Raw genomic sequence first — 26,633 nt, forward strand, 5'->3', positions numbered from 1 at the left:
ATCCGGTTTGTCCGGCGCCCAACGGGCACGACCCCGATTAAGGCAGCCAGCCCGCAACCTGCAGGAGCGACAACACCACTTCAATCACGATGAGGATCACGACGATCCATTCGACGAACAACCCCCGTATGGAGTGGCTGATCGTCGAGAAGCCCTCCATGATGTGATAGAGCACTTCCGTCTTGCTCCTCATGATGGTATGCCGGTCGTTCAGCTCGAAGAATTCCAGCATCTTGTCGTAGAACATGCCCGCATTGCCGTTGGTCCACGTAATATCGGGCTTGTCGAGAATCATGATCGATCCGAGGGTGTTGTATTCATGCCGCACGATGGTCGCGGTCGTTCGCGCCAGTTCCTTGTTGCCGATGCGCAGCTTTCCTTTCTCCAGCCGGTCGATCATATACTCGAGCTTGTCGTGAATCTTGCCGAGCTGCTCCTCGATCTTCTCGAGCGCGACGGACTTCGCGAGCACGGTGGCGATCAATTCCGGATAAAACGGCTCAAACTCCGGGACGACGACGTATTCGTCCGTCCATTCGAGCTTCTCCGTTTCTTCTTGATGCAGGCTGTAATCGTCCGTATAGCGGGTCGCATGCTGAATCTCGATGTCCGGTTCGAAGCGCCGAAGGAAAAGCAGCATGTCATTCATCTCGTCGGGCTTGGTTTGGTTCACGAACACGATGCTGCCGAAGGAGAAGACAAGCACCTGCTGCGATCCGCCGATATTGTGGCGAAAGATGGAGGTTAAGATATCATCCTTCAAAATCAACGGTTCTTCCCACGTGAATTTCTTCGGTATTCCGCAATAAATGGCGATTTTGTTGAGGTCGATTTCGTTTGCGACGGCAAAGGCTCTGAACGTGATAGCTTCCATGATCATCTCTCTTTTCGGTAACGGCCTATTGAATTCCCCAAAAATCCTATATTCCTTGTATCCCCAAATAAGTACGCGCGGACACTTGCCCGTGCTAATCTTGTTGGCGTAAGCTGCGATTGTCCGCGTAGAACGAACAAAACGGGCAAAATGGAGAAGCCGAGGAAACCGGAGCAAGATGAAACAGGACAGATTTCAACATCAGACAGCACTATGCGGGGGTGAACGTGGATCAGCCCTTCGGCTATATCCTGCGGCAGTTCATGACGCGCGACGCTTGGCTGGACCGGCATGGTTCTGAGCTCCGAGGCGCAGCAGCCTCATACATAGGCAAAACGTAGAACGAAGCGTCGCGAAACGAGAAAGAGCACTCCCGCCGGGAGTGCTCTTCAGGCATCTATGGTTGTTCGCCGCGCAAAGGGTCTATCGCAATAAGTGATAAGGCACCGTAGCCACGACGACGTCCTTCTGATTGAACAGATACGCACGGAGCAGCAGACTGGATTGGTTATGCAGGATGTTATGCCACCAGTGCTTCGTGATGAATTGCGGGATAAGCACCGTGATGTGGTCGGTCTCCTGCTGTTTCCATTCCACCGTCTCGATAAAGCGGACGATCGGCCGGATGATGCTGCGGTAGCTGGAACGCAGGACGATCAGGCGAACGCCGGGGTTCCACTCTTCCCATTTCTTCTCGAGCCGTTCGATCTCTTCCTCGTCGAAGCCGACATAGACGGCGACGACGTTGTCCGTCAGCGACTTGGCGTAGCTGATGGAATGCAGCACGACCTTCGTAATGCCGGCGACGGGAACGACGATGGTGCTGCCCTTGATCGCGGGCTTCTCCTTGTCGATGTTGATCCGGAGCTCTTCGGCGGTGTTCATGTAATGCCGGTTAATCTTGAAGAAGATGAAGATGACGATGGGCAGGAAGATGAAGACCATCCAGATCTGCGAGAATTTCGTGAAAATAAAGATCAGCGTGATGATCAGCGTCGTCAGCATGCCGATCGTATTGACGATAAGCCCGAACATCCAATTCGCCGGTTTCAGGCGCAGCCAGCGCAGCATCATGCCGAGCTGGGAGAGCGTGAACGGGATGAATACCCCGACCGCGTAGAGCGGGATGAGATTCTCCGTGTCCCCGTGGAACAGGATGACGAGCAGCGCCGAGAAGACGCCGAGGAAGATAATGCCGTTCGAGAACCCGAGCCGGTCGCCGCGCACCATGAAGGCATGAGGCATGTATTTGTCCTTTGCCAGCATGAAAGCCAGCAGCGGGAAGGCGGAGTACGCGGTATTCGCGGCCAGGAACAGGATCAGCGCGGTAATCCCCTGAATGGCGTAGTACAGGAAGCCCCGTCCGAATGTAGCGTCGGCGATCTGCGAGACGACGGTTTCCGCCGGATCCGGCGCAATCCCGTTCCAGTAGGCCAGCAAGCTGATGCCGATGAACATCGCCCCGAGAATAACGCCCATCATGACGAGCGTCATCGCCGCATTGCGTTCCGCGGGCTTCTTGAAGTTCGGGATGGCGTTGGAGACGGCCTCGACGCCGGTCAGCGCGGAACAGCCGGAGCTGAAGGCTTTCAATAATAGGAACAGGCTGATATTCGAGACGGCCGTCCCGAGCTCGGGAATATGGCTGCTCGGCCCGTGGATGATCACCTTGACGACGCCCGCGATAATGAGCAGGAACACGGCCCCGACGAACAGATAGACGGGGTAGGCGAGCACGGATGCGGATTCTCCGATCCCCCGCAGGTTCATGACGGTCAGGAAGACGATCATGATCAGCGCGATGAGCACCCGGTGGTCATGCAAGGACGGGAAGGCCGACGTGATGGCGTCCGTTCCGGCCGAGGAGCTTACGGCGACGGTCAGGATATAGTCGACGAGCAGCGAGCCGCCGGCCAGCAGGCCCGTGGAGACTCCAAGGTTGTCTTTGGCCACGATGTAGGCGCCGCCGCCCTTGGGGTACGCGTAGATCGTCTGGCGGTAAGACAGGATCAGAATCAACAGCAGGCCCAGGACGGCGATCGATATCGGAATGGAATACCAGACCGCGGCGAATCCGGCGGCGACCAGCACGAGCAGGATCTGCTCGGTGCCGTAAGCGACCGACGACAGCGCATCGGAAGACAGCACGGCAAGCGCCTTGAGCTTGCTCAGCTTCTCGCCTTCCAGTTCGGCGCTCTTCATCGGCCGCCCGATTAATAATCGTTTGAATCGGCTAATCATGGATGGGACCTCTCTTCTCTCCACATAAGGAAACAATGTCTAGGATTGCTATTAGAATATCCGTATTGAACAGAATTCATTATAGCAGAAATCATGCGCGTTAAAAGATCTCGTCAGGAATAAATAGACAGGGATTGATCAAGGAAGCATGGATGATATACTTGGAACAAATACGCCAATTCCGCCTGCGCCGAATGGCTGGCAGGGGAGAACCGGAGGGAATCATGTCGACTTTGCTTAAATGGGACGGACATACGCACACGAAGTTTTGTTATCACGGCAGCAGCGCCGAGTCGGAGGCCTACATCGACCGCGCGATCGAGCTGGGATTCCGGCGCTACACGATCAGCGAGCATCCGCCGCTGCCAGCCGGATGGGTACCGGACGAGAAGCTGATGGCCGAGCTCGCCATGCCGGAAGCGGAGCTGCCGCTTTATCTGGATTACGTAACGTCCATTAAACAAAAGTACGAAGGACGAATCGAGATCGCGACGGGACTGGAGATGGACGTGCTGCCGGGCGCGCTTTCTCATACGGAGGCGATTCTGGACCAGTACGGCGATCGCCTGGAGGACGTCGTCTATTCCGTTCATTTTTTGCCGGGCCGAGGCGGCATGCGCTGCATCGATTTCACGGCGGAAGATTTTACGGAGAACCTGCTGGCTTATTACGGTACGATGGAGAAGGTCGTCGACGAATACTATAACCACGTGGAAGCCGCGATCGAATGGGCGGCGGGCTTGCCGATGCGCAAGCGGATCGGGCATATCAACCTGATCGAGAAATTCGCGCTCAAGCTCCCTCCCGTCGACGAGGCGCAGATCAAGCGCCGCCTGGAGGGGATTCTGCCGAAGCTCGCGAAGAGCGGCGTCGGGATCGACGTCAACACGGCCGGACTTCGCGTGGCGACCTGCGGCAAGCCTTACGTGCCGGAATGGTTCTTCGCTGCCTGCAAGGAACGCGATATCCCGCTTGTCTATGGCTCCGATTCGCACCGCCCGGACCAGGTCGGCTTCGGATACGATTGGTTCGAAGCCCAAGCGATGCGGTAAATAAATGTTTAGGCCTCCTGACTGCCGCTAAGGAGAGCGCTCATGTCGTCCGTTGTCCGCGGCCGCTTGTGGAGTTATTATTTTTTTTGCATCCTGGATGCATGGCCGGCGCTTCGCGCGTATAGATAACTCAAAGGGCGAATGCGGAGGCAGTCCGGCTCTCGGCCGATCATGGAGAAGGAATGAGGCAGCATGACAACGACAGTACCGCAAGTCTATGATCCTAGTATTTGGCAGATCAGCTATTGGGAATTAACGCTCCGTCTGGTCCTGGCGCTCGTGCTTGGCGGACTTATCGGTTTGGAGCGCGAGCTCGGCGGACATTCCGCGGGCTTTCGGACGCATATTCTCGTCTGCTTGGGCTCGGCCGCAATCGTGCTGTTATCGATGTACGGGTTCTCCGAGTTTTCTTCGGATCCGAACGTTCGGCTTGATCCGGCGCGTCTCGCGGCGCAGGTCATCAGCGGCATCGGGTTTCTGGGCGCCGGCACGATTCTGCGCACGGGCATCACCGTGTCGGGGCTGACGACGGCAGCATCGCTGTGGGTCGTCGCCGCTATCGGTCTGACGGCAGGGGCGGGCTTCTACTATGGCGCCGCCGTGCTGACGCTGCTCGTGGTCGTCAGCCTGTTCGTACTGAATAAGGTGGAGAAGAAGTTCTCGCGGGCCAAGCGAAAGCGGGACTTGGTGCTGCGCGTCAACAAAGACTCGTCGAGCCTGAGCCGGGTCGTGACGGAGCTGCATCGGTTCGGCATCGGAATCAATAAGATGATCGTCGAGAACGAAGAGGCCGATATCTCGGATCGCGCCGAGATGCTGATCGTCCGGCTGCAGCTCAAGCTGGGACCGTCCAGGCGATTCGAGGACGTCATCGTCGCGCTGGCGGCGATCGACGGCGTGTACGGGCTGGAAGCGGGCATGGAGTCGTTATAGGGAGCAAAAAGGATTGAAGTTTGAAGGATCGAGAAACGCACGCAGCGTTATAAAAGCAGCCATATCGGCGGAGGGGAGCGGTTCAAACGATGGAGAAATCATTGTGCTACCGCGGGGACGGCACGTTCACGATCGTCCAGTTTACGGATCTTCACTGGCAGAACGGAGAGCCGGATGACCAGCTGACCCGCATCCTCATGGAACGCGTGTTGGAAGCGGAAACACTGGATCTCGTCTTGTTCACGGGGGATGTGATTTACAGCAAAAATTGCGAGGATCCGCGTCAGTCGTTCCGGGAAGCCGTCAAAGCCGTCGACAGCCGTGGCATCCCGTGGGCAGCGGTATTCGGAAATCACGATACGGAGCATCTCGTCACGCGGGCCGAGCTGATGGACGTACAGCTGGAACATCGCTGCTGCGTAGCCGAAGCGGGGCCGGCGGAGTTAAGCGGCGAAGGCAATGCCGTGCTGTTCGTGCGCGATCCCGAGAGCGGCGAGCCGGTCAACGCGCTCTACCTGTTCGACAGCGGCAGCTATTCCGAGGTTCCGCATATTATGGGCTACCAATGGATCCAGCGCGACCAGATCGCCTGGTACACCGCGCGTTCGGCGGCGATCTCGGCCGCGAACGGCGGGGTTCCCCTGCCGTCGCTGGCCTTCTTCCATATTCCGCTGCCCGAGTACAAGCAGGTATGGAAGAAAGAACTGTGCTTCGGCAGCAAGCATGAAGGCGTCGCCTGCGCGCCGGTCAATTCCGGTCTGTTCGCCGCCATGCTGGAGATGGGCGACGTTGTCGGCACGTTCTGCGGCCACGACCACGTGAACGACTATTGGGGCGCCCTGCACGACATCCGTCTGTGCTACGGCCGGGCGACCGGGTTTCAGACCTATGGCCGCGAGGGATTTCCGCGCGGGGCGCGCATCATCAAGCTGGAACGGGACGCACGGGATTTCGCGACGTATGTCCGTTTGGACGACGGAACCGTCATTCGGGAGCCGAAGGAGCATTACCCAAAGGGAATGGAATCCTGAAGGCGGTGATGATGGCTATTCGGGCACGCTTGGGTTTTCGCGCGTAGGCGCGAGGGTTCACGGAATGGCGTCGGGAATCGGACGCCGGACGCTTGTCCTTCGGGGCAAGGTTGTCCGGCGCTCTTTATTTGTGCTACGCTTAGTTATAAGCGCAAACAAGGAGCATGAGGCAATGAAACAGGTTCTGGTTACCGGATACAAAGCTTCCGAGCTCGGCATTTTCTCCGACAAGCATCCAGGCGTGTCCATTATTAAGAAAGCGCTCAAGCAGCGGCTTGGATCGATGGTGGAAGAGGGACTGGAATGGGTTATCGTGAGCGGTCAATGGGGTGTTGAGCTGTGGGCTGCAGAAGTCGCGCTGGAGCTTAGAGCTGAATATGGTTCGTTGCGCTTGGCAGTCATTACGCCATTCCTGGAGCAGGAAGAGAATTGGAGCGAACAGAAGAAAACGGTGTACGGCACCATCCTTGCCGGCGCGGATTACGTCAACAGCGTGTCCCATCAGAAATACGCCGGACCTTGGCAATTCAAGGGGCGCGACCGGTTTCTGCTGGACAACACGGATGGACTGCTGCTCATCTACGACGAGGAGCAGGAGGGATCGCCGCGGTTTCTGCTGGAGCTTGCGAGAAGGCACGCCGAGTCGGTCCCGGATTATGCGATCATCGTCATCAACGGCCAAGACCTGCAGCAGATCGCCGAGGAAGAACAGTATCGCGAGTACGAATAAGAAGGAGTGTTCGGCAGTATGCCCCAACTTACGATGCGAGGCGTCAACATCACGGAAGTCATGAAAGTCAGCAAAGCGCTCATCGACGAACTGGCGGCAATTTGCCGCTGCAGCCGAGATAACTTCACCATCGACTGCATCGCCACGACTTCGATTTCGGACGGAGTCATCGTGCCGACTTTTCCTTTTGTCGAGGTCGCTTGGTTCGACCGCCCGAGAGACGTTCAGGACGGCGTGGCGAACGCCATCACCAATCATTTGCTGCTCACCGGCATCGCGGAGGTCGAGGTTGCCTTCAAGGTATACCGGGAAACCCATTACTACGCCAACGGACAGCCGTTTATGGTGAAGGCCGGACCGCCGGTATTCGATTAATGGCGCTTCTGCCTGAACGAGCGGGGCGGTTCGCCCTGCTCCCGCTTGAATAAGGTGCTGAACTGCGCGTCGCTCGAGAAGCCGCATTCCTCCGCGATGGCGGTGACGGGAAGCGCGCTGTGCAGCAGCAGATGGCTTGCCCGCTGAATACGTTTATTCAGCAGGTAGGCGATCGGCGACCGGCCGAACTTCTTCTTGAATAAATGCCTGAAATGATGATAGCTGTACCCCACCATCTCCGCCAATTCCTCCACGGTAATCTTCTGGTTGTAATTCTCGTCGATATACGCCCGCGCATAATGCAAATGATCGGCCGATTCTTTGAATGCGCTTACTTGGACCTTCCGTTGATGCTCGATCACGATCATGCCGAGCAGGTAATTCAATTTCTCCGGATAATAGGGCCGCTGCTCCTGCATCTCGGTCAGCATGGCAAGGAGAAGCTGCTGCAGAGGCCTGTCCGTTTCCTCCTCGTACAGCCCTTCCCGAAGCTGCATGTCCAAGCCTGACAGCCGGAAGCCGACGCAGATGACATCCGTATCCGTCAGCCGGCGTTCGTCATGGAGGGTGCCCGCGGCGAGGATCGCGTAGGTGCCGCTTCGGTAGCCGTGCGCGGCATCCCGAATATGGGTCGTGCCGCTCCCCGAACCGTAATAGACCAGCTCGTAGCAGGTGTGCGCATGCATCGGCATATAAGAATTGGCCAGCCGGACCGATTGAAAGAGAAAATCCATCTGCGCCTGCATCTGATCGCGCTCCTCTGCTTATAGCCAAATCATACAAACAATCAGCCATATGATAATACAATCCAACGGGCAGCCATTGTAAAATGAGCAGGAATCCAGGCATTGCCTGCCTGCATCATAACCAAATCATAAAAGATTTCGCTGCGCGAAACAACCCTGAACGACACAGGCTTTCAAACAGCGTCATACCTTTGGGAGGATGAGAACGAACATGGTACAATTCCCGGTCATTTCGGATCAACTAATGCTGCAGCGCCTCGCGCACCCGAAGCGCAGCGTCCGCATGGTGCTGGACACGGACACCTTCAACGAGATCGATGACCAATTCGCCGTCGTCTATGCCATGAAATCGCCGGAGAGCGTGACGGTCGAGGCGTTCTATGCCGCGCCGTTCTATAACGACTTGTCGTCGGGACCGAAGGACGGCATGGAGAAGAGTTATAACGAGCTGCTGAAGATCGCGGGCCATCTTCCGGAAATGGCCGGAATTCCGGTCCACCGCGGTTCGGAAGGCTACTTGCCCGGCGCGGAAACGCCGGTCGAGAGCGCAGCCGCGCGGGATCTGGTGGAGCGGGCGATGGCTTCGTCCGAAGAGGATCCGCTCTACGTCGTGGCGATCGGCGCGATTACGAATGTCGCGTCCGCCATTCTGATGGAGCCGCGCATCATCGAGCGGATCGTGGTCGTATGGCTGGGCGGACATGCCCTTCACTGGAGAGATACGGCCGAGTTCAACCTGCATCAGGATCTCCATGCTTCCCGCGTCATCCTGAACAGCGGCGTGCCGCTCGTCCTGATTCCATGCATGGGCGTGACCTCGCATCTGCACACGACGCTGGCCGAGGTGGAGAAGTTCGTGAAGGACAAGGGCTCCGTCGGCCGCTATTTGTACGAGACGTTCCGCGATTGCAGCAAGGACCATTTCGGCTATTCCCGCGTCATTTGGGATATCTCGACGATCGCTTACCTCGTCAATCCGGACTGGACGCCAAGCACGCTCATCCACAGCCCGCTGCTCTCGGAGGATTTTCATTTTAGCATCGACAACACGCGCCACTTCATCCGCATCGTCGACCATGTTCACCGGGATGGCGTGTTCAGCGATCTGTTCCGTAAGCTGGAAGACTAGGCATAGCGCTCTGGCAGACTGCGGCGTGCTCCGGGAAGAGGACCATTGTTCCAGCGATATACTGGAACAATGGTCTTTTTTTTGCTGATAACCGCATCGTTGAAGCTCGGCTTGCGTATAACCAGGTTACAACCCTTGGAAGGATGGCGATCGTAGTGGCGGATACCGGTTTAGACCGCTTGGCGGAAGCGAAGGAGCGGAAGCATCGAATGGAACGGGCGCAGCGCCGGCAGGAACAGCTGCGCAGCCGGATTCGCGAGAATGAACGGCTGATCTTCGAGCTGGAGCTGAAGCTGCAATCCGAGCAGGAAGACGTGGACAAATTAACCCGGATGTCGCTGGCGAATTTGTTTCATACGCTGCTTCGCAGCAAGGATGAGCAGCTCGAGCTGGAGCGGCAGGAGGCGCTTGCCGCGGCGCTCAAGCTCCAGGAAGCGAGGGATGCGGAGGAGCGGATGAAGGGCGAGGTCATCAGCCTCGGCGACGAGCTTACGGCCTGCGGAAGCGCGGACCGGGATTACGAGCGGCTGCTGCGGGAGAAGGAAGAGCTGCTGCGGCATTCGTCCGCCTACGCGAACGAGCTGGCCGCGATGGATGCGGACATCGCCGACAAGTCGCTCCTGGCCAAAGAAATCCGCGAAGCGCTGTCGGCCGGGCGAAGCGTGCTGCTCTCGCTGGAGGATGCCTCGAACAGCTTGGAGAAAGCGGAGAACTGGGGCAATTGGGACCTGTGGGGCGGCGGAGGCATGATCAGCACCCATATGAAGCATGAGCACGTAGACGACGCCAAACGCTCCATCGGCAGCGTGAACCACATGATGCGAACGTTCCGCGACGAGCTGGCGGACTTGGAGAGAAACGTCGATATTCATGTCGACATCAGCGGCATGTTGAAGTTCGGCGATTATTGGTTTGACGGGCTGATTACGGATTGGGTCGTACAGAAACGGATCAACAACGCCCAGGACCAGACGCTGGACGCGCTGCATCAAGTGCGAACCATCGTCAATCGGCTGCAGTCCGAGTATACGTCGGCGGAGTCGGTGTTGGCCGGCCTGCAGTCGAACCGCGTCCATTGGATCGAGACCAGCAAGGCGGAATAATACCGGCAGCAAGAAAGGAGGCTGTCCCAATGCCATGCGGCATCGGGGCAGCCTCCTTTTGTTGCGGTCGGGCGAGTAGTTCTATGGTCGGTCTTAGCGCTCGAAGTGCTTTTGCCTTAGTTCTTTATCCTAGGACATTAGTTCATGTTCTATGGCCTTAGCTCTGGGTTCTATATTCTATATTCTATATTCTATATTCTATGGCCTTAGCTCATCGTTCTGTCGTCTCCACCTTGATCTCGGCAATGGACTTGGAAACGGTCTAGAAACGAGCCAAGTAGGCTTCCAGGGTCAGGCCGAGCTTCTTGACGTCCTTGGCGACGAAGACGCCGACGTAGCGGACATGCCACGGCTCGTACATGTAGCCGGTCTCGGTCTCCTTGCCTTTCTCGTACCGGATGATGAAGCCGTAATCGGCCGCGTGGGCTTTCAGCCACTTGCCTTCTTTCGTCTCGCCGTAGCTCTCTTCAAGCCCGTAATGCACGCTGGCGCTGGAGACGTCCATGGCCAGGCCGGTCTGATGCTCGCTTTGGCCGGGATGCGCGCTGAACGTGTTCGCTTCTTCCTCGCCGTGCGTTTTGGCATAGGCGTTGAAGATCGACTTCTGCGACGGGTAGGAGCGGTAGCCGGACACGGCTTTCAGCTCGATGCCGTCTTTCTTCGCGCCTTCGAACAGCTTGCCGAGCGCTTCCGCGGCGACCTTGCGCATCTGCTGTTTCGGACTGTCGCCGGAGAAGGAGAATTCGACGGGTGCTTTGATCAGGTCGTCCGGCACATAATCGGAAGCCAGCTCGCGCTTCTTATTCACGAGCACCAGAGGACTGGTTGCATTCGTGACATACGAGATGCCGCCCTTCTCGACGGTGGTTCGCGATGCCGCGCTGTCGTGCATGAATTGCTGGAATTCCGTTTGCGCTCCGGCCGGTTCCGCAGGATCCGCCGCGCTGCTGCCCGAATTCGCATCGGATGAAGAATTATTGCCCGAGTCCGACGGCGAAGAGGCGTTATTGCTTGTCCCGGGCGAAGTCGCCTTAACGCCCGTGACGGTGTGGCTGCTGCCGGAATTCGCGGCCGCGGAATGACCGAACGTATCTTGCATGTACGTGGTTTGAGTCCATATAATGGCGGCGGCACCGAGCGCGATGCCGAGAACGACGACCGGTATGACGATGGATTTCTTCAAGCGTATCTTGCCTCCTCAATTGCTGCCCGGTCTAGATATAGCGTCGGCAGGCTGATATCTCTTATCCCGTTCACTTGAGCGGGCATAAGATTGCAGCTCCGTGCAGCTTTCATGTACCTATCTTATACGAATATTATAGATAGAATTGTTGCACTTGTACAACGCGCTAAAGCTTCCAACCCCCTATTTGCAGTCTTTTTAAGTCGAACGGTGTCAAAAAATGTCTTCCAACATGCTTGGTGACTGGTGTAATATGGAATCTATTGGAATTCATTATAGATAGGGGCATAAGAACGAAATGAAGACGAAACAAAGAGCGACGAAGTCTGGTTTGAAGCTCGTGCTGCTACTGGCAGCGACGGTCGTTGCATGGACGACGGTGTCTGCGCAGAACGTGCACGCGATGGATGTATGGGGTATCTACAAGCAGGCGCAGACGCTTGAGAAGCAAGGCAAATATGCCGATGCAATCGCGAAGTATAAGCAGATCGCACCCGAGTTCGCGGCTAAGAAGGAATACGGAAACGCCGCGGGCATGTATCGCCGAATCGGCGACGACTATGCGAAGTTGAAGAAATACGACGATGCCGTCGCCGGCTGGGATTTGGAAGCCAAATATGCCGGATTGGCCGGGCAAACCCAGATCGGCATCGCGGCGAAGCGCCGCGCGGACATGCTGCGCAGCCATGCCAGCCTGTTCGTCGAGACGACGGCCGCGGCTGTCGGCAGCAGCTACGCGCATGGCGCCAAATTCGAGCCCAAGAACGGCGCGCTGCTCGGCGCATACGCGGAGCAGGATCCCGCCGTTCATAACCCGAACACCGCGAAGCCGTTCTACACGGAACAGTTCCCGGTGCTGACGGAGAAGAAGCATGCCGCGTATTTGGAATATTTCACTTACGGCAAGCCGCTGTCCAGCATTCAGAGCCACATCGATCACGCACGCGCGGCAGGCACGGCGATCGAGCTGGGGATCCAGCCGCTGAAGGGACTCGGCGAGGTGCAGGACAATGAATATCTGCACCAGCTCGCCCGCGACATCGAAGCTTCGGGCGTAAAGATGTTCATCCGGTTTGCCAACGAAATGAACGGCGACTGGGTACCGTGGCATGAAGCGAATCCGAAGAACTACATCGATAAATTCCGAATCGTCGCGAACGTATTCCACCAAGAGGCACCGAACAATGCCGCGATGGTCTGGGCGCCGGACCGTCTGCCGGAGAATACGATCGCATCCTATTATCCCGGCGACGACGCGGTGGATTGGGTCGGCGTGAGCTTGTACTCCATCTTCAATCCGGCGCTCGATCCGCTTCAGCAAGGCGAGGACCGCTCCAGCCATCTTGAGAAATTCGATTACATCTACAAGCTGTATGCCGCGCGCAAACCGGTGTTCATCTCCGAGGGCGGCGTCGCGTACATGTATCCGGAGAAGAAGCAGGACAAGACGGATTGGGCCGTGTACAAAATGAAAGAGTTTTACGCCACCCTGCCGATGCTCTATCCGAAGGTGAAAGCCGTCTTCTGGTTCGACAGCAACCACGATGCGTCCGCGAGAATCAAATATTACATGCTGTCCGCGAACGCGAAGCTGCTTGCCGCCTATAAGCTCGCCGTCGCCAACCCGTTCTATCTGAGCAATGTCGGCGACGAATCTCCGGTCGCTTACAAGCCGGCCAGCGCGTCTTCTCCGGTAACGGCTTCCGTTCAGCGCGTCTCTGCTCATGTGAAGACATGGTCGGCGACGCTGGCCAAGGTTACGTATCAGATCGGCGGGAAGACGGTCGCGACGACGACGTCGCTGCCATGGACGACGCAGATTGACTTCGCGCCTTACAAAGGCAAGAAGATCGATGTCGTCGTCAAAGCGTACGACGGCAGGAACACGCTCGTCACGACGCAGACCGTGCCCGTGAGCGTGAAATAACGAAGTCTTGGTCCGGCAGTGCGAAGGGGGGATATCGGCGCCTCCGCGGTGCCGGACATTTTATTATTCCCGCTAGAAATGATTACCCGCAAGAACGACCGGAGAACCGAGGGCAGTGCGGCGGAAGCCGGCAGCTATGCGGCGGCCGCGCGTTCTTTCGCTGCCGCATCGGCTAGTGGTATGATACAAACAGAGAACGAAGCGGGTATAAGGAAGGAGTGGTCGGCGATGAACGAGCCGAATTCAACGCTTGCTGAGCGGCTGGCAGCCGCGCTTGCGGAGATCGAGGAGCTGCGCGGCGACAAGCTGCGCCTGCAGCGGGAGCTCGTCCGGCTGCGCGGCTTGCTGCGCGGGGAACCGCGGGAGCTCAGGTCCACGAAGCTGAACGAGGCGCTGCGGGAGTAGGCGGGATGGACAGCGTTGTGGGGGGCTGCGGGAAGGCCGCAAGGAACCTGCAGTCGGGTTGCGAGTGACTTTCGCAACGGGCGAGGCTTCCAGCGCGCGTTTTGACAGCGCTGAAGGCGGCCTGCCGCCGAGCCGCCGCGTGAAAGAACTTGCGCGAACCCGCGGATGGCTACTGGAAAGCATAGCGAAAAAGCGCTACAATACGAGTAGTACAAACAGGGCGAGGTGATCTCAATGTCAGAAAACCAAACGACGCCGGAATCGCAGGAGCAAGAGCTGGATCAGCCGAAGAAGGTATCCCTAGCCGATGCCGTCAAGCAGAAGCTCGCGCAGAAGAAGCTTGAACAGGCGAACGGCGGCAAGCAAAAATTCGGCCCAGGCGGCAACCAACAAACGATGAAGAGCCAGAATACGAAGAAGGTCAACAACCAGCGCAAGAAGATGGGCGTGTAACGCAAACGACTGGCACGAAGGAGCGCAGTCGCCGTTATTCGGCGACAAAGCTTCTTCCCGCACAAATAGGAGGCAAGGATGCCGGAGACGGAGCCTTCCTTCATTTTTCTAAACTGAAGGTGGTCGCCGCCTTCAGTTTTTTCATGATCGGGGGAGGAGAGCGAGTCATGCGATTAAAATCATTCACTGGAATAGGGACGGAAGAACGTCACGCGCTCATTCTGCTGGACAGCTACCGGCGGCTGCTAGGAAAGCCGCTCATGGAGACGAATGCGGACAAGCCTGCGGCGGAGCAGCTGTTCGAAGCGCCGATCGCGGTGCTGTCTCACGGTACGCAGCTGGCTCCCGTGCTCAATTATGGCAATCGGACCGCGCTCGGGCTGTGGGAGATGGACTGGAACGCATTTACGTCCATGGAATCGCGTCATACGGCCGAACCGCTCATCCAAGCCGAGCGGCAGCGGTTTCTCGAAGCTGTGGCGGCGAAGGGCTACATTGACGACTACAGCGGCATTCGCATTGCCGCGAGCGGCCGCAAGTTCCGTATCGAGGAAGCCGTCGTATGGAATCTGGTTGACGAAGCCGGCGATTATTATGGCCAAGCGGCTGCCTTCGCCAAATATACGCGGGTATAGAGGAGGCTGCAAGCAGCGATGAAACCGATAATCGATTACTGCTTGTCCATGAAATGCGCGGAGAAGGATTACCCCTTCGGACCGGAGCCGCTCGTCATGAAAGTCGGCGGCAAAATGTTCGCGCTCATCTCGGACAACGACATATCGCTCAAATGCGATCCTGCTATCGCGGAAAATCTGCGCGAGCAGCATGAAGCCGTGAAGCCGGGCTATCACCTGAACAAGAAGCATTGGAATACCGTTACGGTCGACGGCACCCTGCCGCTGGCGGAGATCTACGACATGATCGCGCATTCCTACGCGCTGGTCTTCAGCGGGCTGCCGAAAGCGGAACGCAATCGGATCGACGCCTTGCTGCGGCTGCCCTAATTCAGCTGGCTGCCGGGGTCGATGCGGCGTGCCGCCTGAATGCCGTGCGCGGCTGGATCGTCTTTGGGAATCACCGCATACCCGCTTGTAGTCGACGGCGGGGCATGCTTAGCGGATGGGGCACCATCCCGGCGGTCCCGAGCAGATGACGGCGGTAAAGCCCGGGGCGTCCTTCGCGAGGTCGGCGAAATAGCTGCTGATGACATGATTGCTGCCTACGGAGCCGTTGCGGAAGCTGCGCTTCACTTCTTCTTTGACGTGGAGGTAATAATAGCTTTTGTCCGTCTTGGGCGAGTTATAGACGAGCGGCGGCAGATGCGGCACGACATCGTATTCGTTCTGCACGCGGAAGTTGATGGGCACGGCGGCGTTGTAGCTGCGGACGAAGGACGGATCGCCGACGCGGGGCGCGCCGAAGGTATACGTAATCAGGCTGGGCGGCTTGCGATTGACGGCAATATCAAGCGAAGCGAGCGTGGCGAGCGCGCCTCCGAGGCTGTGGCCGGTCACGAACAGCGGTTTATCCGCGGACGTCTGGTCGAGCAGACGGAAGATTTCGTCCCGCGCCGACATGTAGACATCGGTGAAGCCGCGGTGGGTGAGGCAGCCTTTGCCGACCGGCTTGAAAACGGTCTGCTGCGCAATCATATCGGTGATCCAATCCGTCGGCGAGCTGGTGCCGCGGAAGGCGAGAATAATGCCGCGCTCGGACTCCAGCACGAAGCCGAACGGCTCCTGGCCCCCGGCGTAGGAGGCGGCGCCGAACGGCCCGACCAGCCGGTAGGTTTCGGGGATCAGGAACAATCCGCCGTTATCGTATTGCACGTAGGTTTGACTGCAGACGGCCGCCAGGAAGATTGCCGTTCGCAGGTCCATCGCGCTGCCGTTGTTCATGGGTGTTCCCCCTCTCGATACTTCCATTGTATGAGGCGCTGGGCCGCTGTGCTTTAGGCGTCTGCCCTTTCGATGGGCCAAAGCGGCGATTCAACGGAGAGGAACCGGGGTAATAGAAGACAAGAGTCTTGCGATGAGCGGCGGGTAGACGGTAAGGCCGAAAATCATGAATAAATAGGAGAACCAGCTGGCATGAATAAATTAACGGCATTGGACGGGGCGGGGAAGAGATGGCATATGCGCATTGCCGTCGTTGACGATAATCCGATGAACATCACCGTCGTGAAAGAAATATTGAAGCGCGCAGGGTATGCGGACATGCTGACGGCGGCAAGCGGCATGGAGCTGTTCGCCCAGCTCGGATTGGATGCGAACGGTTACGAGCCCGAAGGGGCGGCGGGAGGCGACGACCACGGGATCGATCTGATTCTGCTCGATATGATGATGCCCGGGGTGGACGGGATTACGGTCTGCGCGCGCATTCAAGAGTCGCCGCGGCTGAGGGACATTCCGATTATCATGGTAACGGCGATCGGCGACTCCAAGAAGCTGGCGGAAGCGCTGGACGCCGGCGCGATCGATTACGTGACGAAGCCGATCAATCGAATCGAGCTGCTCGCGCGCATTCGGGTCGCGCTGCGGCTGAAGGAACAGAAGGACTGGCACAAGGAGCGCGATCGGCGGGTAAGGGAGGAGCTGCAGCTGGCCCGGGAGGTTCAGTATGCCGCGCTACCGCAACCGGTAGACGATGAGGGGATGGCGATCGACGCCATCTACCGCCCGTCGGAGGAGCTGTCCGGCGACTTGTACGCCTGGCACCGGATCGACGACAATCGATACGGCATTGCCGTCATCGATGCCATGGGACACGGGATCAGCTCGTCGCTGGCCAGTATGTTTATCGCTTCCGTGCTGAAGGAGGCGATGACCAAGCAGGTAGAGCCCAAGCGCGTCGTCAAGGAGTTGAACCGCCGTTCGCATCAGCTTCAGTTTGCGGACCAGCTGATCCAGTATTATTTCACGGGCTTGTACATGGTCGTCGATCTGAATAAAGGGGTGCTGGAATACGTCAATGCGGGACATCCGCCAGGACTGCTTATTCGAAGCGACGGGCAAGTCGAGAATTTCAAGGTTGGCGGGGTAGCCATCGGCTTGTTCAGCGAGATGGCACTGGAGAAGCATGTAATCGAGATTCTGCCGGGGGACCGTATCATGCTGTTCACGGATGGCATGTACGACTTGGTCGGCAGCGATTACGAGGCGGACAGGGAAACGAGCTTGGCGGAACTGCTTCGGCCGTTCTGCGGCAAGACGCCGGTCAAGGCGCTCGAGGATGCGCTGTTCACCGGCGAACAGCGGGAAGACTTGGCGTCCGATGACCGCTGCATCGTCGTGGTGGATATCAAATAAATGCAAAAAGGGAGCATCTCTGGGCGGTCTGAACCGGCACCTTGGGAGAGCTCCCTTTCTTATTCGGTCGGGATATGATTGCGGCTCGAGCGCGAGGGAAGCGGAGCATCGCCGGCGTCGGCTGCCGCGCCTTCGGATGGGCTTCCCTTCGGCACCATGGACACCGTTGCCTGCGTGCGGTAGGAAGCCCGGCGGCTCGGAAGCGGCGGCGCGTCGGCGGAATTCGGATCGGATCGTTCCGAATCGGCCGGCCTCGGCCGGGATGTACTCACGATATCGCCTTTGGAACGGCCGTTCAGCAGGTCGCCCGTCCAGCCTTTGTGCCACAGCCACCAATAGATGAGCAGCGTCGTGACGACGATGATGGAGCTGACCGTAGCGAAGCCCCAGCGTTCGCCGGCCCACGGAATGCGGTTGAAATTCATCCCCCACACGGCGCCGATGACGGTGGCCGGCATGAAAAGAGCGGTGAAGATCGTCAAGGTTTTCATGATATCGTTGCCCCGGAAGTTCGAGATGGCATCGTCCATCATAAGCAGCGTATCGATCTCCATCGCATAATGGCTGAGCAGGCCTTGGACGCGGTCCAGCCTGAGCTCCATCCGTTTGAATTCCTCGAGATCCGAGAGCTCGTCCATGAACGCTTCCTTGGCCGCGCCCTGAATCTCCTTGATCGGAATAAACAAATGGCTCCAGTGAAGCAGCTCGTAGCGCCGTTTGAAAATCTCGTTCATGAGTCCCGTCTTGTTATGGCGGCTCATGTTCAGCTCCAGGTCGCCTAGCCGGGTTTCGAATCGATCCAATCCGGTATGGAAGGTCTCCAATATGCTGCTCAGAATGACGAACAACGCCTCCGGTGCCGAGTGGCAGCGGTTCAGCTTATCCTGCCACGGGTCGAGCTGAAGGCGCAGGGAGAGGCGCAGATCGCTTTGATACGTGACGAGCTTGTCCTTCGTGACGCGAAAATGCAGCGGGTGGATGTCGTTCTCGTCATCCGATACCTGGAACATCAGCGTTCCCTGCAAGACCGAATGCCCGCCCGGAAGCTCGGATACGATGATTTGATTATGCTCGCAGCCTTCCACCTCCTGAAGCCAGGCGGCGAATTCGGCAGGGGTCTGCTTGACATCGAATTTGGCCTCGGCTTGAAAACTGCCGTCGTCCTCGTTCGGATTCGCCGCGGCATTGCGGGCGGCTTTCCGGCTGCGGCTTAAACCGGAGACGTCCGGTCGTTTGGCGTGCAGCATATGCCATTCCCATTCCGAAGGAAATTGCAGCAACCGATGCATCATGGATTGGAAGCCTCCTGCTTGTCCGTACGTGCGCGAAAGTCGATAGTACCATCATAACGCGAATTTGACAGATAGTACAACTCGGGAGCGGCAAATTGTTCCAAATTGCTCGCAGGCCCAGCGCCGCGAATCAAAAAAGCACGCTCGAATCCGGTCGTGATAACCGGTTCGGCGTGCCTCTCGGGAATTAGAGTTCCTCTTGCTCGCTGAGCAGCACCTTCAGCTTGTCGATGGCTCGGCGCTGGATGCGCGAGATGCTCATCTGGGAAATCCCAAGCTGGTCGGCAATATGGCGCTGCGGCAGTCCCTCCGAGTAAGCCAGAAGCAGCACCTGCTGCTCCTGCGGCTTAAGCTGCGACATCGCTGCCTGCAGATCCAGCCGCCGGTCGACGTTGTCGAAATCATCGCCAGGCGAGCCGAGCAGATCGCCAAGGGAGGTGGCGTTGTCCTCTTCCGAAATCGGCGTGTCGAGCGACACATAGTGATACAAGTCTCGGCCCGCGAGGATCTCGGTCGTTTCCTCGACGGAAAGCGCCATCTGCGAGGCGATCTCCTCGACTTTCGGCGACCGCTCGAGCCTGACGGTCAGTTCGTCGATGGCTTGCTGCACCGCAATGCCTTTTTCTTTGATCCGGCGCGGCACCTGGACGTACCAGGATTTGTCGCGCAGGTAGTTTTTCATATGCCCGATGATGCTCTTCATGGCATAAGGCTCGAATTGAACGCCCAAAGAACTGTCGAATTGACTGAATAGGCGGAGCAGGGCGATTTGGCCGACCTGCATCAGATCCTCGTATAAATCAGGTCGATTACGCGAAATTTTACCGGCAGCCATACGAACCATAGGCTCATAGTGCTTAATCAGCTGTTCTGCGATCTCATTGTTGGGACTGTCCTGATAAGCGATAATGAGTTCGGCGCCGGTAATAGGTGGTTGATTGGCCGGCTGCGTGCTCATCACATATCACCGCTTTTAACCAGACGCTTCGTCAAGACCACTTCCGTCCCCATGTCGCTGTTTACCTCGACGTCGTCCATCAACGCTTGCATCAGATAAAGTCCGAGACCGCCGGCTTGCAGCTCGTCGATCGACTTTCCGTTGACCGGAGCCGCCTTGCGGGCAGCAACGGCCGCATCGAAGCTTCGGCCGTCGTCTTTCACGACGATGGAGAGCGCGTCGTCTCTCTTCACGAAGCGGACCTCGATCCGCGGCGGAGGCGTCGGCGCTTGAGCGGCCTCGCCCGCGTTCAGATCGCCGTAGGCGTACAGCACCGCGTTGTTGCAGGCCTCCGAGACGGCGACCTTCATGTCTTCGATTTCTTCATAAGAGAAGCCCATTTTTACGGACAGTCCGTAGAGGGTGAGCCGCACCAAATCAATATATTCCGCAGACGCAGGCACCTGCAGCGTAATAACATCCTCCGTTAAGTTCATCATTCATCTCTATCCTTTCTTCTGCTCGCCCCGAACGGCGAATTAGGCTTGTTTAAGAAGAAACGGCGTAATGCCCGTCATGTCGAACAGTTTGCGAATGTGCGGCGGCACGGCTTCCACGGAGAAAGGCGCCTCCTTGGCATGACGGGCTTTCAGCACGGATACCAAAATGCCGATGCCGGTGCTGTCCACGTAACGCAGTTCGCGCAAATTGAGCACGAGCTCACGATCCGTTAATTCGATGAGCGGAGACATGACCGCTCTCATTTGAACGGCGGACTCGAGGTCCAGCTCGCCCCCGATGTACACGATGCATTTTCCTGTTTGGTTCTCTGTACGTACAAATAATTTATCATTTTGCTTCATCGCAACGACGCTCCTGTATACATAGTGACATCTTGTTATGTGTTGAATTACCCCTGCTTGACGCGCGTGAAACACGGAACGGGAATTTGGGATAAAGTTACAAATTTGGCGTTGCGCGATAACATCCGAGATGGAGGGCATACGCCTCGTCGTCTCCAACACTCGAACCCCTGAAGCCCCAAGTTCGTATTACGCTGCTGCATGCTTGCGAATATTTTTGCTTGTTTCGTTGTGAAATTACTATAACATAGGTCGTGAAGCGCACGCCGCCTTGACTATATTCTGCCACCGCATCAGGTGCCGGGATTTTTCGGAGCGGCTTTTTGTGCATTGCGGCCTAGCCAAGCGAAAGGTGTGAAGGGGGATCACAAACTAGTTGACCAAGCCTATGAAGAATGGGCTGCATCCAGCCATTCTCAGAGCGGTCAACCACAAGAAGTTACAGATCTTATGCGCGTGACCTGGAGGAACAAAATTTAAAGATTCGTGCCGGTGCCATAGCTTCTTGGGATGGACGATCGGGTCTTGATTTCGATCGGATATCTTCCGATTACCCATGAGCTTGAAACGCTGCCAGCAGCTCGTTCTCGCCTTAGTCGATCTATTCATCGCAGCGGCTGTACAGAAGCAGCCGAGTCCGATAGAAGCGGAGACGAATCGCTGCGAAAGCAGCACGATTCGGCGTTTTCGCCTTCAGAGCCTGCCGCTCTTGCGAACCTCCGATTCCGCATGCAAGGCGAATTCTGCATCGACTAGTCGAACGGCAGCTTCTATTTTCGTTAAGTTGGCGACAACGCTATCGCACGTTCGCTATACGAGCCCAGTAACGCAAACCCCGCCAGACGCTTCATTCGCAGACCCGGCACCTAGCTCATTATTTAAACTTTTACGCTATATCCTGCCTGCTCCGCCTGCCCGCATACGCGCTCGACGGATTCGCATCGATCCGATTGAATCCTCCCTAAACAGGGTATACCATCCATATCCGAATCAAAATGGAGGCGAAGAAGATGAGCTATAAAATCGCGATTTTCGATACGCAGAACGATGCGATCCAGGCCGTACAAGCACTTGAGAGCGCAGGCTTCACCCCTACGGAGCTGAAAGTCATCGCAAAGAACCGGGACGAATCCCGCCGCATCGAGTCGGAGACGGACGTCCACGCGGACGAACTGGAGGACTTGCAGGAGACCCGCGCCGCATACGACGAGCACGGTCTTGGGGATCCCCGCATCATTGCGCCCGTCGCGGTCACGCCCGGACTCGGGATGTCGGGCGGGTTTACGAGCGGAATGGCCTTCCCCGGCACGCCCTTCATCGCGGCCGGCGTGTTCTTGGATGATGACACCAGCACGAACAGCGCATTGTCCGACCTCGGCGTACCGGGCGGAGACGTCGATAAATGCAGGGAAGCGATCGCGCAGGGAGGCATCATCGTCGCTGCCGATATCGGAAACGAGTCCTCGGACGGAGGACCGGATTTATCCCGCGGCGGCGAGGCGGAAGCTGCATTCCGAAGCTGCGGAGCCGCGCGAATTCTGTAGGCTGGTGTCGCAGATTTGGAGACAGGCTGTGTCGAATGGAGCGGAATGCTCCCGGCACGGCCTTTTTGGCATTTGTCGCGGGCGGTCATTTACAACTGCGAAAACTCTCTGCTATGCTAATGAAAACTGTCCGTCCGGGCAGTTTCGATGCCAAATGAAGCCTAGAGGGAGACGCCATGATGAAATCGGTTACTGTGTACGACATCGCCAAAGAAGCGAATGTTTCCGTCGCTACGGTTTCCCGCGTTCTGAACAACACAGCCCCTGTCAAAGCATCCACTCGGGAACGCATCCAAAGCTTGATCAACAAGTACCAATTCCAGCCGAATGCCTTGGCGCGCAGCCTGATCAAGAAAGTGACGGGGATGATCGGGATCATCCTGCCCGATATCACCAATCCCTTCTTCCCCGAAGTGCTGGCCGGTCTTGAGCAGGAAGCGCGCAAGCAGGGCTATACCTTCTTCCTCTGCGACACGGGATCGTCCAATCTGGATATCAAGGAGCAGTACAAGCGCGAAACGCAGTACTTGAATATCCTCATGGAGAAGCAGGTGGACGGCATCATCATGATCGGAGGCCGGATCGACCTCCATAAGTGCAGCAAGGAAATGGCCAAAGAAGTGGCGGAGATCAACAAACGCGTACCGCTCGTGTTCATCAACGGCAATTTGCCGGGCGCAAAGTTCCATCGGGTCGTCATCGACGAGGAAGCGGGCGGAAGAATGGTCACCGAGCATCTGATCGGACTGGGCCACCGCGATATCGCGTTTATCGGCGGCTATTCGCAGATGTCGAACACCGTCGAACGGCTCCAAGGGTTCCGCATGGCCATGGAACGGGCCGGCTTGCCCGTCCGCGAGGAATGGATCGATCACGGCGGCTTCTCCGTCCAGCGGGGCAAGAACATGATGGGACGGCTGCTGGAAATGGACACCGTACCTACGGCTGTCGTCTGCGCGAACGACTTGGTCGGCATCGGGGCGATCAAAGCCGCCGTTAAGTCCGGGCTGCAGGTGCCGCGCGACGTGTCGATTACCGGCGTTGACGGCGTTCCGCTCGCGGCCAGCGTCATTCCGGAACTGACCACGATGTCGCTGCGCTGCTTGGAACTCGGGCGCGCGGCAGCCAGCGTGCTGCATGGGCTGATCTCCAAGTCGGGCGACGTTCAGACGCTGACGATCCTGCAGCCGGAGCTGGTCATTCGGGAAAGCACGTCCGTACCGATGCAAAAAGAAGCCTAATTATTTTTTGAAAAAACCGTATTGACAGCGCTATCATTTTGCGAGTAAACTTCAAATCAAGGAAGCCCTGATGCAGGGTTTAATTTTTAAACTGTTATGAAATGGGTTTCACTCTGCGCTACATAATCGTATAAACCAGTTTGCCCGCAAGCAGCTGTAACCGTGGAAATACACGCTCATTACCGGAATGGAGAAGTTCGCGAACCTCGTCTAATCCCGCTAAGCAGTCGTGTATTTTTATTTTTGCGGATTATGAAACGGGTTTCATGAATCCGCTTTCAAAACCCACCCCCCGGGAGGATGCCACTTATGAACATGGAAACGAAAAGCGATGCGTCGCTGCAGCTGAGCGCTTCGTCGCTTCGAATCAACGGGCAGTCCGAAATCATTCTCTGCGCTTCGCTCTTCTACTTCCGCATCCCCCGCGCCCTGTGGCGCGATCGTATCGAACAGGTCAAAGCTTTCGGTTACAACGCGATCGACGTCTATTTTCCTTGGAACTACCACGAACGGGAGGAAGGAAGCTGGGATTTCACCGGCGAACGCGATGCCGAGGCTTTCCTGCAGCTGGCGAAGGAAGCGGGCCTCTGGGTCGTCGCAAGACCCGGTCCTTACATCTGCTCCGAATGGGACGGGGGCGGTCTTCCCGCTTACTTATTCGCCAAGGAGCACATGGTGATCCGCAGTGCGGACCCGGCTTACATGGGAGCCGTCAAGAAATGGTATGACCGCATCATTCCGATGCTCGCCAACTATGAACTGAGCCGCGGAGGCACCGTTATCTGCGTGCAGCTCGAGAACGAGCTCGACTTCTACGACTGCCCCGATCCGGCGGCGTATATCGCCGGTCTCCGCGACATGGCGCTCGGCGGCGGAATCGAAGTGCCGCTTATCGCATGCGCCGGGCAAGGTGGTCTGTACGAAGCATCCGGACTGGTGGAAGGCGTCGTGCCGACCTGCAATTTCTACCCGAACGACCGCGATCCTGCCTTCGAGGCGAAAGCGGCGTCCTACGGACAAAGGCTGGCCGGCATGAACGTGCCGCTGATGGTGACGGAGACGAACCGCTCGCATTTCCTGCTTCGGCGCCTTCTCTCCTGCGGCGCCAAGCTGATCGGTCCTTACCTGCAAGTTTCCGGTACGAATTTCGGCTTTACGAACGGTACGAACAACTGGGGCGATCCGCTGGCGTTCATGACGTCGGATTATGATTTCCACGGCATGATATCACCGGAAGGCCATGTACGCAAGGAAGCGTATGAAGGCCGGCTGATGCGCCGGGTCATTACGGTTTACGGAACCGCGCTGGCGGAAGCCGAATCCGCGCCGGCTTCCGAGGCTGCGAGCATCGATGGCGGGCAGCAAACAGGCGGCACCTTGCTGGAGCGCCGGCTGCGGCTTCCAGACGGAGGCAGCTTGCTCTTCCTGGCCAACGTAGGCGAATCGGCTGAATCGGTTCACCTGCAACTGCGCTCGGAAGGCGAAAGGGTCGTTCCGCAAGCGTCGCGGCTGCAGAGCGTTCCGAATCGATGCATCGTCCTTCCGGTAAGCGTGCCGCTGAACGGCTGGGGGTTCGAGGGGACGCTCCTCTACGCGACGGCCGAGCTGTCGGATGCGAAGCAAACCGCCAATCGAACCGCGATGGTGTTTCACGCGGAGGCAGAAGGCGAGATTGCGCTGGAGCTGGGGCAGGGAGCCTCGTTCTCCGCACGGGACGGCATGACGGTGGAGCATCAAACCGAGAACGGCGAGTTGGTATTGGCTTTCCGAGCGGAGGCGGGCCAAATGGCAGCATGCCGAATCGAGCTGGCCGATGGCCGGGAATTGACCGTGTTCGGATTAGCCCGCGAAGACGCGCTGCTTCTGGCACGGATCGAGGAAGACGGCAGGCTTGCGTTCGAGCCTGGCTTCGAATACGATACGGCGCCCCGCGAGCTGAACGTCGACTGGACGGTGGCTAACCTGCTTCCGGCCGAGACGATGTCCGCTGAACCGGCGATTCGTACGGGCAAGGCGGAATATCTGGAGGAGAACGGCATCTACCGCGGCTTTGCCTGGTATAAGGCGGTCGGCGGAGCGCCGGCAGGGGCGGATGTCCTGGGTCTCCTCGTTCATCAAGGCAGCGACGCGGTCTCGCTGTATGCGGGTTCCGCTTACATCGGCACCTGTACGCCTGGCGGCGGCAGCCGGTACTTGCCGAGCGCCGGCATCGGCGGCGGCGAGCTGACCGCGCGGGTCGAAATGTGGGGACACACCAATTTCGACGATCCGCGTCTCCCGGCCCTTCGACTGAACAGCAAGAAGGGGCTCCAAGGGATCACGGCCGTTACGAGCAGACAGCGGTTGTCATCCAATTGGCGCGTGCGCCGCGTTCATTCCGGCAACGTCGACCCGGATTTTCTGAGAAATGACCGCGACGACAGCGAGTGGGCGTCCGTCAGCTTCGGCGGCTGGCTGTCCCCGGATCACCCGGCGTTCGAATATTATCGCAGACGGTTCACGGCCAGCGGGACGGCGGATTCGTTCACCCTTCATTTCAAAGGAATTCAAGCGCTGGCTCAAGTGTACGTCAATGGCGCGACGGCAGGCAGCGTGCATCCATTCGATCCGTTCGTCGATATTTCCGCCCACGTGAAGCCTGGCGAAGAGGTTCAGATCACCGTATTTCTCCAACGGGTGCTGGGCCTGCCGGCTGGAGAAGTCACCCTTTATGAAGGAAACGCCGCACGGGACTGGGAGCTGTCGGCCTGCGATGAAGACGGACTGCTGGCGAACGCGCAGCGGCACGCTGCGGCGGCGTCGGCATCGGAGCTGCCGCTCCGGCTGGAACCGGGAAGCGTCGCTTGGCTCTTCGGCGCACTGCCGGACGGAGCGCGCGACGTACCGGGCGGCTGGCGGGTTCAGGTGGAAGGCAGCGGCATGAAGCTGACCGCCGCATTGAACGGTACCATCGTCGGGCGTCTGTGGCTCGAAGGCGGCGCATCGAGACCGGTATTGAGCGGCGGCGATCAGCGTTCGTTTTACTTGCCTGGCGCTTGGATGCGGGAGGGCGGCAACGGATTGACGATTCTGCTCGAAGCGGTGGAAGCCGGAGCGGACTCGCAGCTGGACCGATTGATCTTTACACCCGTAGGCGAAATCGTACAACGCAGCTCAGAGGAGGAGGGTTAAAAGATGAAAACGATAACGCAGCCGAAGGCGGTGGCTGCAGCGGAAACTCGTCCGAGGACCGCGAACGGCGGCTGGAAGCGGTTTTGGAACAATCG

Annotated in this window: 25 protein-coding genes; 16 read left to right on the forward strand and 9 right to left on the reverse strand. The window is 57.9% G+C overall.

Annotated elements, in window-relative coordinates; genetic code table 11:
• Nucleotides 1-37: 37 nt before the first annotated feature.
• Both GT003_RS06050 and GT003_RS06055 read right to left on the reverse strand, forming a co-directional pair.
• Nucleotides 38-874: an RMD1 family protein gene (locus GT003_RS06050; RefSeq protein ID WP_161695492.1), complete on the reverse strand. Its 837-nt coding sequence runs from the start codon at nucleotides 872-874 to the stop codon at nucleotides 38-40.
• A 423-nt stretch (nucleotides 875-1,297) separates the two neighbouring features.
• Complete coding sequence (locus GT003_RS06055) at nucleotides 1,298-3,115, reverse strand: APC family permease (RefSeq protein ID WP_161695494.1); 1,818 nt, start codon at nucleotides 3,113-3,115, stop codon at nucleotides 1,298-1,300.
• 224 nt (nucleotides 3,116-3,339) lie between these two features.
• Here GT003_RS06055 and hisJ point away from each other — a divergent pair, with 224 nt between their 5' ends.
• From hisJ to GT003_RS06080, 5 genes are all read left to right on the forward strand, one after another.
• Nucleotides 3,340-4,167 carry a histidinol-phosphatase HisJ gene (hisJ, locus tag GT003_RS06060; protein WP_161695496.1) on the forward strand — a complete coding sequence of 276 codons (828 nt, stop codon included), beginning with the start codon at nucleotides 3,340-3,342 and terminating at the stop codon, nucleotides 4,165-4,167.
• Nucleotides 4,168-4,359: 192 nt separating this feature from the next.
• Complete coding sequence (locus GT003_RS06065) at nucleotides 4,360-5,100, forward strand: MgtC/SapB family protein (protein WP_161695498.1); 741 nt, start codon at nucleotides 4,360-4,362, stop codon at nucleotides 5,098-5,100.
• A gap of 89 nt (nucleotides 5,101-5,189) precedes the next feature.
• The gene (locus GT003_RS06070; RefSeq protein WP_161695500.1) at nucleotides 5,190-6,131 is read left to right on the forward strand and encodes a metallophosphoesterase family protein; all 942 of its coding nucleotides are present in this window, start codon (nucleotides 5,190-5,192) and stop codon (nucleotides 6,129-6,131) included.
• Between the two features lie 172 nt (nucleotides 6,132-6,303).
• Entirely contained in the window at nucleotides 6,304-6,861 is a 558-nt protein-coding gene (locus GT003_RS06075) for an SLOG family protein (protein ID WP_161695502.1), read from the forward strand.
• Nucleotides 6,862-6,879: 18 nt separating this feature from the next.
• Nucleotides 6,880-7,236 carry a DUF1904 family protein gene (locus tag GT003_RS06080; RefSeq protein ID WP_161695504.1) on the forward strand — a complete coding sequence of 119 codons (357 nt, stop codon included), beginning with the start codon at nucleotides 6,880-6,882 and terminating at the stop codon, nucleotides 7,234-7,236.
• On the opposite strand, the gene GT003_RS06085 is transcribed toward GT003_RS06080, so the two are convergent.
• Entirely contained in the window at nucleotides 7,233-7,982 is a 750-nt protein-coding gene (locus GT003_RS06085) for an AraC family transcriptional regulator (RefSeq protein WP_161695506.1), read from the reverse strand. The two genes, GT003_RS06080 and GT003_RS06085, sit on opposite strands and share 4 nt — an antisense overlap.
• Nucleotides 7,983-8,181: 199 nt before the next feature.
• Here GT003_RS06085 and GT003_RS06090 point away from each other — a divergent pair, with 199 nt between their 5' ends.
• Nucleotides 8,182-9,111 (forward strand): nucleoside hydrolase, encoded by a 930-nt coding sequence (locus GT003_RS06090; protein ID WP_161695508.1) that lies wholly within the window; start codon nucleotides 8,182-8,184, stop codon nucleotides 9,109-9,111.
• Between the two features lie 143 nt (nucleotides 9,112-9,254).
• A complete protein-coding gene (locus GT003_RS06095; protein ID WP_161695510.1) occupies nucleotides 9,255-10,214 on the forward strand; it encodes a hypothetical protein in 960 nt (319 codons plus the stop codon).
• 262 nt (nucleotides 10,215-10,476) lie between these two features.
• Here the strand turns inward: GT003_RS06095 and GT003_RS06100 are convergent, their stop codons facing one another.
• On the reverse strand, nucleotides 10,477-11,403 hold the full coding sequence (locus GT003_RS06100) for a M15 family metallopeptidase (protein ID WP_420831479.1): 927 nt from the start codon (nucleotides 11,401-11,403) through the stop codon (nucleotides 10,477-10,479).
• Nucleotides 11,404-11,695: 292 nt separating this feature from the next.
• Here GT003_RS06100 and GT003_RS06105 point away from each other — a divergent pair, with 292 nt between their 5' ends.
• The 5 genes from GT003_RS06105 to GT003_RS06125 all read left to right on the forward strand — a co-directional run bounded on the left by GT003_RS06105 (nucleotide 11,696) and on the right by GT003_RS06125 (nucleotide 15,186).
• Entirely contained in the window at nucleotides 11,696-13,324 is a 1,629-nt protein-coding gene (locus tag GT003_RS06105) for a glycosyl hydrolase (RefSeq protein WP_161695512.1), read from the forward strand.
• 228 nt (nucleotides 13,325-13,552) lie between these two features.
• Nucleotides 13,553-13,729: a hypothetical protein gene (locus tag GT003_RS06110; protein ID WP_161695514.1), complete on the forward strand. Its 177-nt coding sequence runs from the start codon at nucleotides 13,553-13,555 to the stop codon at nucleotides 13,727-13,729.
• Between the two features lie 234 nt (nucleotides 13,730-13,963).
• The gene (locus tag GT003_RS06115) at nucleotides 13,964-14,182 is read left to right on the forward strand and encodes a hypothetical protein (protein ID WP_161695516.1); all 219 of its coding nucleotides are present in this window, start codon (nucleotides 13,964-13,966) and stop codon (nucleotides 14,180-14,182) included.
• 167 nt (nucleotides 14,183-14,349) lie between these two features.
• Complete coding sequence (locus GT003_RS06120) at nucleotides 14,350-14,817, forward strand: MEKHLA domain-containing protein (protein ID WP_161695518.1); 468 nt, start codon at nucleotides 14,350-14,352, stop codon at nucleotides 14,815-14,817.
• A gap of 18 nt (nucleotides 14,818-14,835) precedes the next feature.
• Complete coding sequence (locus tag GT003_RS06125; protein ID WP_161695520.1) at nucleotides 14,836-15,186, forward strand: MmcQ/YjbR family DNA-binding protein; 351 nt, start codon at nucleotides 14,836-14,838, stop codon at nucleotides 15,184-15,186.
• Between the two features lie 108 nt (nucleotides 15,187-15,294).
• Here the strand turns inward: GT003_RS06125 and GT003_RS06130 are convergent, their stop codons facing one another.
• Nucleotides 15,295-16,080 (reverse strand): lipase family protein, encoded by a 786-nt coding sequence (locus GT003_RS06130; protein WP_239566075.1) that lies wholly within the window; start codon nucleotides 16,078-16,080, stop codon nucleotides 15,295-15,297.
• Nucleotides 16,081-16,272: 192 nt separating this feature from the next.
• Between GT003_RS06130 and GT003_RS06135 the strand changes: the two genes are divergently transcribed.
• Nucleotides 16,273-17,490, forward strand: coding sequence for a PP2C family protein-serine/threonine phosphatase (locus GT003_RS06135; protein WP_239566074.1), 1,218 nt, complete (start codon nucleotides 16,273-16,275; stop codon nucleotides 17,488-17,490).
• A 59-nt stretch (nucleotides 17,491-17,549) separates the two neighbouring features.
• Here GT003_RS06135 and GT003_RS06140 read toward each other — a convergent pair whose 3' ends face one another.
• The 4 genes from GT003_RS06140 to GT003_RS06155 form a co-directional block, all read right to left on the reverse strand.
• Complete coding sequence (locus tag GT003_RS06140; RefSeq protein ID WP_161695522.1) at nucleotides 17,550-18,782, reverse strand: magnesium transporter CorA family protein; 1,233 nt, start codon at nucleotides 18,780-18,782, stop codon at nucleotides 17,550-17,552.
• Between the two features lie 187 nt (nucleotides 18,783-18,969).
• A complete protein-coding gene (locus GT003_RS06145) occupies nucleotides 18,970-19,740 on the reverse strand; it encodes a sigma-70 family RNA polymerase sigma factor (RefSeq protein ID WP_161695524.1) in 771 nt (256 codons plus the stop codon).
• Nucleotides 19,740-20,216: an anti-sigma B factor RsbW gene (gene rsbW / locus GT003_RS06150; protein WP_161696191.1), complete on the reverse strand. Its 477-nt coding sequence runs from the start codon at nucleotides 20,214-20,216 to the stop codon at nucleotides 19,740-19,742. Before rsbW ends, GT003_RS06145 begins: the two co-directional genes overlap by 1 nt.
• Before the next feature lie 42 nt (nucleotides 20,217-20,258).
• Entirely contained in the window at nucleotides 20,259-20,582 is a 324-nt protein-coding gene (locus GT003_RS06155; RefSeq protein ID WP_161695526.1) for an STAS domain-containing protein, read from the reverse strand.
• A gap of 1,010 nt (nucleotides 20,583-21,592) precedes the next feature.
• Here GT003_RS06155 and GT003_RS06160 point away from each other — a divergent pair.
• From GT003_RS06160 to GT003_RS06170, 3 genes are all read left to right on the forward strand, one after another.
• Entirely contained in the window at nucleotides 21,593-22,126 is a 534-nt protein-coding gene (locus tag GT003_RS06160) for a general stress protein (RefSeq protein WP_161695528.1), read from the forward strand.
• A 179-nt stretch (nucleotides 22,127-22,305) separates the two neighbouring features.
• Nucleotides 22,306-23,367, forward strand: a complete 1,062-nt coding sequence (locus GT003_RS06165; protein ID WP_161695530.1) for a LacI family DNA-binding transcriptional regulator — start codon at nucleotides 22,306-22,308, stop codon at nucleotides 23,365-23,367.
• A gap of 309 nt (nucleotides 23,368-23,676) precedes the next feature.
• Nucleotides 23,677-26,538: a beta-galactosidase gene (locus GT003_RS06170; protein ID WP_161695532.1), complete on the forward strand. Its 2,862-nt coding sequence runs from the start codon at nucleotides 23,677-23,679 to the stop codon at nucleotides 26,536-26,538.
• The last annotated feature ends 95 nt before the right edge of the window (nucleotides 26,539-26,633 follow it).

It is taken from the genome of Paenibacillus sacheonensis, from assembly GCF_009909195.1.
In the GTDB taxonomy this organism is placed as follows: Bacteria; Bacillota; Bacilli; order Paenibacillales; family Paenibacillaceae; genus Paenibacillus_Z; species Paenibacillus_Z sacheonensis.

What these genes read in the sequence shown, in the direction of transcription:
- GT003_RS06050 (WP_161695492.1), bottom strand. Translation starts at nt 874, where the DNA reads ATGGAAGCTATCACGTTCAGAGCCTTTGCCGTCGCAAACGAAATCGAC.
- GT003_RS06055 (WP_161695494.1), bottom strand. Translation starts at nt 3,115, where the DNA reads ATGATTAGCCGATTCAAACGATTATTAATCGGGCGGCCGATGAAGAGC.
- hisJ (WP_161695496.1), top strand. Translation starts at nt 3,340, where the DNA reads ATGTCGACTTTGCTTAAATGGGACGGACATACGCACACGAAGTTTTGT.
- GT003_RS06065 (WP_161695498.1), top strand. Translation starts at nt 4,360, where the DNA reads ATGACAACGACAGTACCGCAAGTCTATGATCCTAGTATTTGGCAGATC.
- GT003_RS06070 (WP_161695500.1), top strand. Translation starts at nt 5,190, where the DNA reads ATGGAGAAATCATTGTGCTACCGCGGGGACGGCACGTTCACGATCGTC.
- GT003_RS06075 (WP_161695502.1), top strand. Translation starts at nt 6,304, where the DNA reads ATGAAACAGGTTCTGGTTACCGGATACAAAGCTTCCGAGCTCGGCATT.
- GT003_RS06080 (WP_161695504.1), top strand. Translation starts at nt 6,880, where the DNA reads ATGCCCCAACTTACGATGCGAGGCGTCAACATCACGGAAGTCATGAAA.
- GT003_RS06085 (WP_161695506.1), bottom strand. Translation starts at nt 7,982, where the DNA reads ATGCAGGCGCAGATGGATTTTCTCTTTCAATCGGTCCGGCTGGCCAAT.
- GT003_RS06090 (WP_161695508.1), top strand. Translation starts at nt 8,182, where the DNA reads ATGAGAACGAACATGGTACAATTCCCGGTCATTTCGGATCAACTAATG.
- GT003_RS06095 (WP_161695510.1), top strand. Translation starts at nt 9,255, where the DNA reads ATGGCGATCGTAGTGGCGGATACCGGTTTAGACCGCTTGGCGGAAGCG.
- GT003_RS06105 (WP_161695512.1), top strand. Translation starts at nt 11,696, where the DNA reads ATGAAGACGAAACAAAGAGCGACGAAGTCTGGTTTGAAGCTCGTGCTG.
- GT003_RS06110 (WP_161695514.1), top strand. Translation starts at nt 13,553, where the DNA reads ATGAACGAGCCGAATTCAACGCTTGCTGAGCGGCTGGCAGCCGCGCTT.
- GT003_RS06115 (WP_161695516.1), top strand. Translation starts at nt 13,964, where the DNA reads ATGTCAGAAAACCAAACGACGCCGGAATCGCAGGAGCAAGAGCTGGAT.
- GT003_RS06120 (WP_161695518.1), top strand. Translation starts at nt 14,350, where the DNA reads ATGCGATTAAAATCATTCACTGGAATAGGGACGGAAGAACGTCACGCG.
- GT003_RS06125 (WP_161695520.1), top strand. Translation starts at nt 14,836, where the DNA reads ATGAAACCGATAATCGATTACTGCTTGTCCATGAAATGCGCGGAGAAG.
- GT003_RS06130 (WP_239566075.1), bottom strand. Translation starts at nt 16,080, where the DNA reads ATGAACAACGGCAGCGCGATGGACCTGCGAACGGCAATCTTCCTGGCG.
- GT003_RS06135 (WP_239566074.1), top strand. Translation starts at nt 16,273, where the DNA reads ATGAATAAATTAACGGCATTGGACGGGGCGGGGAAGAGATGGCATATG.
- GT003_RS06140 (WP_161695522.1), bottom strand. Translation starts at nt 18,782, where the DNA reads ATGATGCATCGGTTGCTGCAATTTCCTTCGGAATGGGAATGGCATATG.
- GT003_RS06145 (WP_161695524.1), bottom strand. Translation starts at nt 19,740, where the DNA reads ATGAGCACGCAGCCGGCCAATCAACCACCTATTACCGGCGCCGAACTC.
- rsbW (WP_161696191.1), bottom strand. Translation starts at nt 20,216, where the DNA reads ATGAACTTAACGGAGGATGTTATTACGCTGCAGGTGCCTGCGTCTGCG.
- GT003_RS06155 (WP_161695526.1), bottom strand. Translation starts at nt 20,582, where the DNA reads ATGAAGCAAAATGATAAATTATTTGTACGTACAGAGAACCAAACAGGA.
- GT003_RS06160 (WP_161695528.1), top strand. Translation starts at nt 21,593, where the DNA reads ATGAGCTATAAAATCGCGATTTTCGATACGCAGAACGATGCGATCCAG.
- GT003_RS06165 (WP_161695530.1), top strand. Translation starts at nt 22,306, where the DNA reads ATGAAATCGGTTACTGTGTACGACATCGCCAAAGAAGCGAATGTTTCC.
- GT003_RS06170 (WP_161695532.1), top strand. Translation starts at nt 23,677, where the DNA reads ATGAACATGGAAACGAAAAGCGATGCGTCGCTGCAGCTGAGCGCTTCG.